Origin of the sequence: Geitlerinema sp. CS-897, assembly GCF_028368005.1 — a bacterium.
In the GTDB taxonomy this organism is placed as follows: Bacteria; Cyanobacteriota; Cyanobacteriia; order Cyanobacteriales; family Geitlerinemataceae; genus Baaleninema; species Baaleninema simplex.
The window spans coordinates 17,273-29,103 of the sequence record NZ_JAQNCQ010000293.1; the positions used below are offsets into that span (position 1 = coordinate 17,273).

10 protein-coding genes are annotated in these 11,831 nt (G+C 55.8%); 5 read left to right on the forward strand and 5 right to left on the reverse strand.

All coding sequences use genetic code 11. The features are described from left to right. Positions 1-16 precede the first annotated feature (16 nt). Both POG22_RS18355 and POG22_RS18360 read right to left on the reverse strand, forming a co-directional pair. Entirely contained in the window at positions 17-757 is a 741-nt protein-coding gene (locus tag POG22_RS18355; RefSeq protein WP_063716076.1) for a calcium-binding protein, read from the reverse strand. Positions 758-910: 153 nt separating this feature from the next. Further along, positions 911-1,522, reverse strand: a complete 612-nt coding sequence (locus tag POG22_RS18360; RefSeq protein ID WP_063716075.1) for a CP12 domain-containing protein — start codon at positions 1,520-1,522, stop codon at positions 911-913. A 484-nt stretch (positions 1,523-2,006) separates the two neighbouring features. Here POG22_RS18360 and POG22_RS18365 point away from each other — a divergent pair, with 484 nt between their 5' ends. The 3 genes from POG22_RS18365 to POG22_RS18375 all read left to right on the forward strand — a co-directional run bounded on the left by POG22_RS18365 (position 2,007) and on the right by POG22_RS18375 (position 6,873). Next, positions 2,007-2,999: a pentapeptide repeat-containing protein gene (locus POG22_RS18365; RefSeq protein ID WP_498906738.1), complete on the forward strand. Its 993-nt coding sequence runs from the start codon at positions 2,007-2,009 to the stop codon at positions 2,997-2,999. Positions 3,000-3,099: 100 nt separating this feature from the next. Further along, on the forward strand, positions 3,100-5,778 hold the full coding sequence (locus POG22_RS18370; RefSeq protein WP_082901416.1) for a chloride channel protein: 2,679 nt from the start codon (positions 3,100-3,102) through the stop codon (positions 5,776-5,778). A gap of 117 nt (positions 5,779-5,895) precedes the next feature. Continuing rightward, positions 5,896-6,873, forward strand: a complete 978-nt coding sequence (locus POG22_RS18375; protein ID WP_498906739.1) for an NAD-dependent epimerase/dehydratase family protein — start codon at positions 5,896-5,898, stop codon at positions 6,871-6,873. Positions 6,874-6,879: 6 nt separating this feature from the next. On the opposite strand, the gene POG22_RS18380 is transcribed toward POG22_RS18375, so the two are convergent. The 3 genes from POG22_RS18380 to POG22_RS18390 form a co-directional block, all read right to left on the reverse strand. Beyond that, the gene (locus POG22_RS18380; RefSeq protein ID WP_498906740.1) at positions 6,880-7,065 is read right to left on the reverse strand and encodes a DUF4278 domain-containing protein; all 186 of its coding nucleotides are present in this window, start codon (positions 7,063-7,065) and stop codon (positions 6,880-6,882) included. 65 nt (positions 7,066-7,130) lie between these two features. Beyond that, positions 7,131-7,271 (reverse strand): hypothetical protein, encoded by a 141-nt coding sequence (locus tag POG22_RS18385; protein WP_498906741.1) that lies wholly within the window; start codon positions 7,269-7,271, stop codon positions 7,131-7,133. 337 nt (positions 7,272-7,608) lie between these two features. Next, a complete protein-coding gene (locus POG22_RS18390; protein WP_074170986.1) occupies positions 7,609-8,544 on the reverse strand; it encodes a pentapeptide repeat-containing protein in 936 nt (311 codons plus the stop codon). 247 nt (positions 8,545-8,791) lie between these two features. Here POG22_RS18390 and POG22_RS18395 point away from each other — a divergent pair, with 247 nt between their 5' ends. After that, a complete protein-coding gene (locus tag POG22_RS18395) occupies positions 8,792-10,105 on the forward strand; it encodes a cytochrome P450 (RefSeq protein WP_498906742.1) in 1,314 nt (437 codons plus the stop codon). A 159-nt stretch (positions 10,106-10,264) separates the two neighbouring features. Next, positions 10,265-11,701, forward strand: a complete 1,437-nt coding sequence (locus POG22_RS18400) for a thioredoxin-like domain-containing protein (protein WP_498906743.1) — start codon at positions 10,265-10,267, stop codon at positions 11,699-11,701. The last annotated feature ends 130 nt before the right edge of the window (positions 11,702-11,831 follow it).

Here is an 11,831-nt window from a genome sequence, read left to right on the forward strand (position 1 = left end):
GGCAATAGACGTCCGTTTAAATACTAATAAAGTTTCCGCTTAACTCGGCGGCCGTCGTATTGAGCGTGACCGCTAACATCGGACCGTTGGCCTCGCGTACGAAGGTCAGTTCTAGAGAACCGTTCCCGTCCGGGTCGAGATTCAAGTTGTCAATAGCGGCCTGCAATCGCGGATCGATTAACTGGTCGCCGATGGCCGCCAGAGGCACGCTGAACTCCTGTAATACGAGGTTGGCTTCCGTCAACCCCTCCGTTAACGCAATTTTATCGATCCCCGTCTGAAAATCGATGATGACATCGGCTGGAATTTGTCCGCCGATCTCAGAACGGCTGGGATCGGTACGCGCCACGTCCGTTCGCAAAACGAAGACATCGGCACCGTCGCCTCCGTTTAACCCGTTGACGCCGAAATCGCCGATCAGGGTATCGTCACCCACTCCACCGTCGAGAATATCTTCGTCTTGACCGCCGAGGAGCAAATCGTTTCCCTCGTCTCCAAACACGAGATCCAATCCGATATTACCCGAGAGAACGTCGTCTCCGACGCCGCCACGAACGGTATCTTCGTCTCGTCCGGCCACGATGAGGTCGTTTCCCTCGTCTCCCGAGAGGATATCCAATCCGGCGTTACCGGCTAACACGTCGTCAGACAGTCCGCCGCTCACGGTGTCGTCGCCGCCGAGGGCAATAATCGTATCGGCCAGTTCCGTGCCGTTGAGAGCGTTATTATTAGCGTCACCAATTAAAAACTCGTCCATCCTTGAAGTATCCTCTAGTTATCGTTTGTTGCGTCGCCGGCGATGGAGATGAGGAAGTTTCCTCACAGAAGAGGGTAAGGAGGAGAGTCAAGAGCGTGGATGTTTTGACTCTAACCGCTTCGCTCTCCTAACTCCCTTTCCCTCTAACGGACGTTAGTTGTCGTACACCCGAGCTTCAGGAGCGTCGGGATATTCTTCGCAATACTCTTCAAACGCCGTTTTCGTCAAGCGTTCGGCTTTTTGGTGAGCGGCTTCGGCTTGCAGTTCTTCGACAATGTCCCAAGCAGCGGCACACTCTTTCGATCGCGGCCCTTTATCGGCACAAACAGCTCGAGCCTCTTCGATGGCTTGTTGAATTTTGTCTTGAAGCAAGACGCTGCGAGGAGCTTCGATAAAGTTGCCTTTTTCTAGAATGTCGGAGACCGAAATCGTTCCGAGCAGTTTATTTTCGATCACCGGCGCGAAGTGAATGCGCGTGTTGGCGAACAGGCGGGCGACGTATTCGATGCAGAGGTTGGGATTGACGACGATGCAAGGTTTGCTCATGATTTCGTATACCCGCATCGATTTCGGATCTTTGCCGAAGGCGACGACTTTATAGGTCACATCGGTTTCCGTGACGATCCCGTAGGCGTCGTCGTCGCTGCGTCGTTCGACGATGAGCGCTCGCACCTGCTTGTCTTTCATCAACTGCACGGCTTCGGCAACGGTGGCCGATCCGCGTACGGTGACGACGTCAGTTTGTGCGATCTCGATGGCTTTCATAATTGCTGTGTCCCCTAATCAAAAGACCTCAACTAGCGTAGCCCGTTCGGGGGGGTTCGATCGAGCTTTGTGGCAAACTCGATCGCGATCGGCCGTACTCATGGGATCTCCGACGATCTCGCCGATCGATTCGTACGGTCATTTTTTAATAATTATAACAGCCGGGGTCGGAAGGCTATCGCTGTTTCTCGCATCGCGTTACAATAATTTCAAATCAATTTAAATTAAAATCGTTAGCGAGGTATCTGTTTTCAAACAGACTTTTATCTTCGCAACGATCGCGATTTTCACGCAACTTATTATCCCATTTTTGGCGTAATTTATTTTTAAATCTTTTTTAAAGTTTTCATGTTTTTTTGATAAAGCCTCGCTCGGATCGATAGGGAATTATTTAGGTAATTATTAAAGTTTTAAATAGGACGGTTTGGTGCGTGCTGTCAAAATCAAACCGTTGGTATCGAGGGAAGACGTTAAGGTTATCGAAATGGAAAGTCGTACAGAACTGCTCGAGAACTACGAACGCGGAGATCGCAATTTTAGCGGAGGGAATTTCATCGGTGGGAACTTCTCGAGTTTCCATCTCAAAGACATCGATTTATCCGAAGCGTATCTCAGCTCCGCCAATTTCCAACGGACGTTGCTCGATCGCGCTAACCTGTACCGGGCATATCTGTGCAGTGCCGATTTCAGCTATGCCAAACTCTACGAAGCTAATTTGTGCGAGGCCGATCTCACCAAAGCCAAACTCAACGGTGCCTATTTGGTGGGGGCGACCCTGACCGGAGCCAAACTCAGCGGAGCCAGTCTAACCGGAGTCAACCTGCGACGGGCAGACTTGCGCGGGGTCAACCTGTGCGGGGCAAACCTCACCGAAATCAACCTGCGCGGGGCAGACTTACGGGGGGCGAACCTGAGTTGGGCCAAACTGGCAGGAGCGCGGTTGAGCGGCGCGAACCTCGAAGGAACAAGCCTCACGGGTATCGATCTCAGTGGCGCGTACCTCAACGGTGCCGACTTGCACGGAGTCGATTTAGACGGCGTCGATCTCAGCCAAGCCAAGCTGAGCGGCGCGAATTTCCAAGGGGCGAACTTGAGTGCGGCGAACCTCAGCCAAACCCAACTGCGGGTAGCCTTACTGCAAAAGGCCAACTTGCGGGCGGCGAATTTAGAAGAGGCGCTGTTGGTGCGATCGAACTTTTGTGGGGCGAACCTCACCAAAGCCAATCTTCGCAACGCCGATCTCAGCCAAGCCGATCTCAGCGAAGCCAACTTGAACCTCGCCGACTTACAAGGAGCGAATTTAACCCAAGTCTGCTTGCACAAAGCCTATTTGTGGAAGGCCAACCTCGATCGCGTCAATCTGTTTCGCGCCAACCTCCGAGAAGCCAGCCTTCGCAACGCTACCCTCAACGCGATCGATCGACTCGAAGCCATTTGGACCGGTGCCACGTTACCAGACGGCCGGATCTTTGTCTGAAACGCGCCATCATTGAAGATCGACTGCCGAGCGATCGCGGGCCTCTCGTCGTCGGCCATAATGAGGGCAAACCTATTGCTCGATCGCCCAAAAGGAATCTGTGTGGCTCAAGAAATACTCTGAGATTGCCCGTATCGCCACCGGACTGTTACCGCGTCGGCTGTGGATTTCCCTACTCGACCCGCGACGCGTAGCACTCCTCGAAGCCTGTCTCATCGGATTGGTCTCCGGCCTCGCCGCCGTTCTCCTCAAACAAGGGATCGGCCTGGTGGGGGGACTGCGCGTCCATCACACCGAAGGATTTCCCGTTTGGCTGAAACTTCCCCTATTTGGCATGGTGGGGGGTCTTATCGCTGGATGGCTCATCGATCGCTTTGCGCCCCAAGCCACTGGAAGCGGCGTCTCCCACGTCAAAGCCGAACTGGCCTCGCCTCAACTCAACCATCAAGGATTTACCCTCAACCTGCGTTTGGCGGCCGTCAAACTCCTCAGTACGATCCTCGTTGCCGGTTCCGGTCTGGCACTGGGTCGCCAAGGGCCGACGGTTCACATGGGCGCTGCGCTGGCCGCCTCCATGAGTCGCTGGATTCCCACCTCCCCTACCTACCGCCGCCAAACCATTGCCGCCGGTGCCGCAGCCGGACTCGCCGCTGGGTTCAACGCTCCCATTTCGGGAATGTTGTTCGCGATCGAAGAACTCCTACACGACGTGTCCAGTCTGACGTTAGGAACCGTGATTCTGGCGTCTTTTGTCGGGGCGGTCGTCTCGCGCATCCTCGGCGGTGAAAACTGGGATCTCAACCTCGAACTTACCGCGTCTCTCGCACAGTTTTCAGCCTTAGACATTCCGTTTTTGTTGCTGTTGGGGATCGCGACCGGGGTGTTGAGTGGCTGGTTCAACCGGGGGATCGTGGCCAGTTTAGAACTCAATCGCCGCCTGCCGTTCGGATTACCCGGACGGATCGCCTTAGCGGGGGCGATTTCTGGGGCAGCGATCGCCGCGTTACCCGCACCCTTTCGCGACAGTACCGGACTGCGGGAGTTTATCAGTACCGGAGAAGCGGGGATCGAGATCGTCGCCGTGGCCTTGGTGGTGAAATTCGTACTTACCCTCGTGGCGTATGGCTCTGGGGCGTCGGGAGGACTGTTCGCGCCGACGCTGGTGTTGGGGTCGGCCTTGGGGCGATTGGTGGGACTCTCGAGCCAAACCCTTTTCGACATCGGCGATCCCACCACATATGCTTTAGCCGGAATGGGGGCGTTTTTCGGGGCGGTGGCGAAAGTCCCGATTACGGCGATCGTCATCGTGTTTGAAATTACCACCGACTTTAATTTGGTGTTGCCGTTGATGATCGTGTCGGTAACGGCTTACGTGGTGGCCGAACAAGTCTCGAGCGGGTCGCTGTACGATCGCCTACTGGAAATGCGCGGTTGGAGCGCCCCGACGGCCAGCGTCGAAGGTCAAGTTCTCTCAGAACTGGTGGCGGCGCAGGTCATGCAGCGTCAAGTGGAAACCTTCGACAGTCACATGGCGTTGAAAGACGTCATGACGGCCTTTTCCAAATCGAACCATCGTGGCTTTCCCGTGGTCGATCGCTCGCGACTGGTGGGCATTATTACCCAAGCTGATTTGACGAATATCTCGGCGCGCCAGTTGCCTGAAGACACGCCTCTCGAGCAGGTGATGACGCCGAAACCGGTGGTCGTCCGTCCCGAAGATACGCTGACGCAGGTGCTGTACCTCCTCGAACGCCACAACGTCAGTCGGCTTCCAGTCGTCGACGGGCGGCGACTGGTGGGAATCGTCACCCGCAGCGACATCATCCAAGCCGAATCGAAGAAACTGACGGGTCGAGGGGACGAGTTTCGTAAAGTCGAACCGTCTTATCCGGTCTATTTGACGCGAGATCCCGCTGTGGGGCAAGGGCGGGTGTTAGTACCGTTGGCGAATCCGAAAACCGCTCCGTTGTTGTTGCAGTTTGCCGCCGCGATCGCCAAAGCGAACGATTACGAACTCGAATGTTTGCAAGTGGTGGCGGTTCCCCCTCACCGATCGCCTTCGGAAACCCCCGTGCGAACGACCTCGAGCCGTCGCCTGCTCAAAACGGCGTCCCGCATCGGCCGTCAGTGGAACGTTCCGGTTCACACTCAGGTTCGGGTCGCCCACGACGTAGCGGCGGCGGTATTAGAGACGTTGCAAGAACGCCATATCGATAAGCTGTTGATGGGATGGAAGGGGGGAACGCGCACGCCGGGACGGATCTTCGGTGACGTGTCGGATACGCTGTTACATCAAGCCGCTTGCGAAGTGATTTTGGTGAAATGGGGCAAGTTCGTCCCGCTCGAGACCAGTCGTACTTCTTCTCTCTCGCTCGATCGCTGGTTGGTTTCTGTCGGCGGTGGGGCGAACGCGTCGGCGGGGTTACGGTTGCTTCCGGGGTTGGTCTGTTTGGGAGAACAGACGACCGTGCGCTTGTGTCAGGTGTTTCCCCCGACGCCGAACGAGCCAGACACGAGTTTCCTCAATGCGACCGCCCAACAGCTCGATCGCCAGTTGAAGGGTCGCGTGTTCGCCCTGCCCTCCTTCGGGCTATCGGTGGCAGATGCGGTAGTCAATTTGGCGCGATCGCACGATTACGATGCCGTGCTGATCGGGGCGAGTCGTCGCAGTTTGCTCGGTCGGGCGCTGCAAGGCAACATTCCCCGAGAAATTGCCCGACGGTGCGATCGGACGGTGGTTCTGGTTCGCGCCGCGTTGACTGAGAAAGACGAGGTTTGACGGGCGATCGCCGGGCGATCGGCACTCCGACAAAATGCGATGATGGTGAACCGAGGAGATCGAACGTGCTACGCACCGCTTCCGCGAACGAACAAAAACCATCACAGAACAGTAACCATGAAAGCATTCGTCACCGGGGCAACCGGCTTTACCGGATCGCACCTCGTCAAAGCGTTACGCGATCGCGGACATACCGTCACGGGTTTAGCCCGTCCTACATCGCCGAACCTGTTTCGCTTGAAAGATTGCCAAGTCAACCTCATTTACGGCGACGTGACCGACGAAGAGGTGTTAAAAGCAGGAATGGCGGGGGTCGATTGGGTATTTCACACCGCCGCCTTCGTAGACTTGGGACTCGTGGACGAAGCCAAAATGGAGCGGGCGAACGTCGAGGGAACGCGGGCGGTTTTAAATGCGGCCAAAGCCTCGAACGTATCTAAAATGGTTTATTGCAGCACCATCGGTATTTACGGCGACACCCAAGGCAACACGGTCGACGAAACCTTTCAACGCACGCAAGCGGACTTTTCCTCGGCTTACGATCGCACGAAATACGCAGCCCAACAACTGGTCGATCGCGCGGCCGACGACGGCTTTCCGGTTGTCAGCGTCATGCCTTCGGGGATTTTTGGCGCCGACGATCCCCATTTCGGACCGGTGATTCAAAACTTCCTCAACGGAAAACTGGGGGTTTGGGCAGGGGGCGATCGCGTTACGGGGATCGTTCACGTAGACGATTTAGCCGAGGCGATGATTCTCGCTGCCGAGAAAAGCGTTCCCGGCGAACACTATATTATCTCCGCAGGCGATCTCACCACTCGGGAGATGTTCGAGATTCTCAGTCGGGTTTCCGGCGTGCGTCCCCCTCGCGAAGTGCCTCAACCCGTAGTGCGTTTGGTGGGAAACGTTCTCGACCCCATCGGACGCCTGGCCAAATGGAACCCGCCCTTGAGTCGAGAGCGGGTTCACTATGTTTACGATCGCTGCGTGCGAGTCGATAGCAGTAAGGCGCGACGGGTTCTCGGGTGGACGCCTCGGTCGGTGGAACAGACCCTCCGAGAAATTGTCGAGTCTTATCAAACAGCGAACCGTTAACGGACGCTAGAAGTTTACATCGACCTCGACGCCGCGATATTTCCCTTTCGCACGAGTCGTCGGTGTCGGCACTTCCGAGAGCGATCGCCCTCGAAGAGTCGCACCGCGATATTTTCCGATCGTCGGCCCTTCCTGGGTTTCAATCTGGGAAGGGTTGCTGTCGTACCAAACTCCGCGATAACAGAATTTCATGATTTCGCTCTCGAATTCACGTCTAGGGGTTCGTTGCTGGCGATTCGCGTCGGGCGATCGCGCCTCTATTGGCAAGACTCGTTCGTTCGAGACATCTCCGACACGCCGACCTCAGCCGCCGAACGGCAGAACAGCGTCATACGGCGATGGGCTTTCGTGTGGCGACGACGTGCCGTTAACATCCGCGCTTTTTCTTGCATATTCATCGAGCGAACCTCCAGTTTTTGGTGAACCGTTTTACAAAAGTCTGTAACAAATTACACATTATTCTCGTATATCATAACCACTTGACAAATATTCTGGGTTAATAGGCGACTAAGAGTCGATGAAGCCAGTCACCAGTTGTAGGGTGCGTGACTTGAAAAATCCGGTGTAAATCCTGAGACCGAGAAATCGTCACGCACCGCCCATGTACAACGCCAACATACAAGGGTGCGTGACCTAAAGACACTCAAAATATGCCGCGAAACCGGCCAACCGGTCACGCACCGACTCCACAGGTAACAGTTTCCTCCTTGTCCCCTTGTCTCCCTTGTCCCCAAATCAAGGATGCCGACTTCCATCGGGCATAATGGCACCTTTGAGAATCGCGCCGCTGAGATTCGCTTGGTATAGGTTCGCCCGAGACAGGTTCGCCCCCGTCAAGTTCGCGTGTACCAGCGTTGCTTCCGTCAAATTGGCCATGCTGAGGTTAGCACCGGCGAGGTTCGCCCCCGTCATGTTGGTAATCCGGAGACTGGCTTCTCGCAGATCCGCCTGGGCGAGATTGGCAAATCGCATATTTGCTAAATACAGATTTGCCCCAATGAGGTTCGCGCCGATAAAACTGGCTTTGGTGAGGTTCGCCCCCATTAAATTGGCGACGCAGAGGTTGGCCAAACTCAAATTCGCCCGGTATAAGTTCGCGTGACACAACGTCGCCCCGACGAATTTCGCCAGAGAACAGACTGCAAAACTCAAGTTCGCGTCGCGCAGATCGGCTTCTCCCAAAGCCGCCATCGTTAAATCCACTTCCCGCAAATCGGCGCGAATTAACTCGACATCGGAGAGATCCGCCTGTCGTAACGTCGTGGTGTAGAGAACGGCGTCGGACAAATCGGCGCGATTGAGTTTGCTTTGTTGGAGTTTGGCCAGGGAGAGATCGGCTTTAACGAGACTGGCTTCGGTCAGGTCGGCTCGAATTAAATTCGCTTCTTTGAGAGAAGCGTAGCGTAAATCGGTCGTGTAGAGAATCGCGTCGCAGAGGTTGGCGCGATCGAGCAAAGCGTGTTCGAGGTTCGCCAAGCACAGATCGGCCTTAGCCAGATCGGTCTCGATTAAATTACAAAAACTAAAGTCGATCTCGCGCAGGCGTTGCCGAACTAAATTTTCTCCCTGCAAGATCGGGCAACTTTTCGGTTGGTTCTCGCGCCACTGGTTCCAGGCGTGGACGCCGCAATCGAGCAGTTCAGTTGGCGAGAGAGGTGGAGTAGTTGCCATCGAAGGGCGTCGGATAGATGCTGCTGCCGATTATTCTAAGCGCGATACACCGTAAAATCACCGAAAGCGATCGCAAAAGCGTGACAACGAAGAGACTGTTAACTGAACACTGTCTTCACTGTTGGCTGCTCACTGTTGACTGCTCGCTGTAAAAGACGCACCCTTATCTGTCGTGACAACGAAGACAAGGTTAACTGAACACTGTCTTCACTGTTGGCTGCTCACTGTTGACTGTTCACTGTAAAAGATGCACTCTATCTCAGTCGATCGACTTCCCCCCGGACAGTTCGGCTTGCCCGTCGTCGGGCAAACGTTCGCCTTTTTATTCGATCGAGACTTCGCCATCAAACAATATCACCGTTACGGCCCGATTTTTAAAACTCGCCTTCTCGGAGAGCCGACGGTGTTTCTCATCGGCCCCGAGGCGCTCGAAGCTCTATTATCGAGCCAGATGGACTGTTTTTCCTGGCGTGGCGGCTGGCCGAAATCGTTTCGTATTTTGCTCGGAAAATCGTTGTTTTTACAAGATGGCGAGGAACACCGACACAACCGCAAACTGATGATGCCAGCCTTTCACGGGGCAGCGCTGGCGCAGTATTTCGAGACGATGGTGTCCGTGTCGCGGCGGTACTGCGATCGCTGGCTGCGCCTCGGCGAGTTCGTCTGGCTCGAAGAAATGAAACAACTCACCTTCGACATCGCCTCGCAACTGCTCGTCGGGGCCGATTCCGGGGAAGAAGTGGCGCAGCTGAGTCGTTGGTTTACCGAACTGACGAACGGTTTGTTTGCGTTATTACCGCTTTCCATTCCCGGAACCCGTTTCGGACGCGCGTTAGCCGCGCGCGATCGCTTGCTGCAACATCTCGATCGAGTCGTCGAACAACGGCAGCAACAGCCGACGCGAGATGCGTTAAGTTTGTTGGTACAAGCCCGCGACGAAGCGGGAAACGCCCTCAGCCAACAAGAACTGACCGCCCAAGCCATGTTGTTGTTGTTTGCCGGTCACGAAACGACGACCTCGATGCTCACCTGGCTGTGTTTGGAGTTGGGACGCCACCCGCAACTGTGGCAGCGGGCGCGATCGGAACAGCGGGAACTGGCTGAACGGGGGCCGTTAGAGTTAAGCCAACTGTCGCAAATGCCCTATCTCGATCGCCTGTTAATGGAGGTCGAACGGTTGCACCCTCCCGTCAGCGGTGGATTTCGCCGTGTCGTCAAACCCTTTGAATTTGGTGAGTATCGCGTTCCCGAGGGGTGGTTGGCACTTTACTCGATTATCGCCACCCATCGCCTACCCGATATTTACCCCGATCCCGAACGCTTCGACCCCGATCGCTTTGTAGAACGCCCGCAACCGTACAGTCTCATCGGATTTGGCGGCGGACCTCGGGTGTGTTTGGGGATGGCCTTCGCGAAGTTGGAAATGAAAATCGTCGCGTCGCAGTTGTTGCGAGAGTACGATTGGGAGATTTTGCCCGACCAAAGCTTAGAAGCCGTTGCGGTTCCGACACGACATCCCAAAGACGGCTTACGAGTTCGGTTTTTTCGAGTCGCAGCATAGAACGACCGTCGTTTGTCGAAGAAAGAGCCGCGAGTGCTGGGTTTCGGGGTGCGACCCGAGCTAGAATCTTTAAGGGTTAGCCTTTACAGTGAAGAGTGAAAACACTTCGGAGCTGACAGTCTCTTCCGGGTTCCCTCGATCTTCTCGGTACTTTTTGCTATGACCCCCCTGAAAACGCCTCGCGTTCGCGCTCCAGAACTGCCCCAAAACGCCCTTTGGCTGAACGTCGATCGCTCGTTGAAACTGTCGCAACTGCGGGGGCGCGTGGTGTTGCTGCACTTCTGGACGCACGGCTGTATTAACTGTCTCCAGGTTTTGCCGGATTTAGCTTATCTCGAAACCAAATACGGCGATCGCCTCCTCATCATCAGCGTTCACTCCCCCAAATTCGCCACCGAAAAAACCGAAACTAGCCTGCGTCAAGCCGTGCGACGTTACGATATAACCCATCCCGTGGTTCTCGATGCAGACTTTTCGGTGTGGGAACAATACGCCGTTCGCGCCTGGCCGACTTGCGTTCTGGTCGATTCCCGAGGCTACGATGTCGGACGCGCCCTCGGAGAAGGACATCGCGACGAACTCGACGGGGCGATCGCATCCCTTCTCGACACCGCTGCTTCCCCCGAAAATCCGATTCCGCTACAGCTTGAAAAACAGAGTCGTCCCCACCGCCAACCCCTGGCGTTTCCCAGTAAAGTCCTCGCCACCCCAGACGCGATTTACATCGCCGACACCGGACATCACCGCCTCGTCGTCGTCACCGCCGAGGGAGAACTCCTCGAAACCGTCGGTTCCGGAACCCCTGGCTTCGCAGACGGCGAGTTTGCCAACGCGCAATTTAACCGTCCCCAAGGCTTAGCGTTCGATCTCGCCAAATCCTGCCTTTACCTCGCCGACACCGCCAACCACGCCATACGCTGCCTCGACTTTCGCCGTCGCCACGTCTCCACCGTTTCCCGAGAACTAAACTCGCCTTGGGACGTTGAATTTCTCAGCGATATCCTCTTCATCGCGATGGCGGGTTCCCATCAAATTTGGGCGATCGATCTCGACGACAATACCCTCGGACTCTACGCCGGAACTGGGGCAGAAGGCTGTTTTGACGGCAGCTTAGACGATGCTGCCTTCGCCCAACCCAGCGGACTGGCTACCGACGGCGATATTCTGTACGTGGCAGACAGCGAAATCAGTTCCGTTCGCAGCATAGGACTAGACGCAGATGCCGAAGTGCGAACCCTCTGCGGTAGCGGCGGACTCTTCGACTTCGGCGACAGAGACGGCATCGGCGAAGCGGTGCGCTTGCAACATTGCCTCGGCATCGCCTACGGACGAGAAACTCTCTACCTCGCCGACACCTACAACCACAAAATAAAACGAGTTCGACTCCCCGAAGGACGTTGCGAAACCCTCCTCGTAGAAGGACTCGAGGAACCCTCGGGGTTGAGTCTCCTGGGAACCCGTCTCTACATCGCCGATACCAACCACCACGCGATTCGAGTGTTGGATACCGACACCGGAGAACTGGCTACACTGGAGATTTCGGGACTCTGTGCGCCGACTCTCTGTTTGCCCGATAATCTATCGGGCGGTGCGTGACGGGCGATCGGTCTCAGGTTCGACACCCGATTTTTCAAGTCACGCACCCTACAGGCGGCGCACATTGTCGGTGCGTGACGGGCGATCGGTCTCAGGTTCGACACCCGATTTTTCAAGTCACGCACCCTAC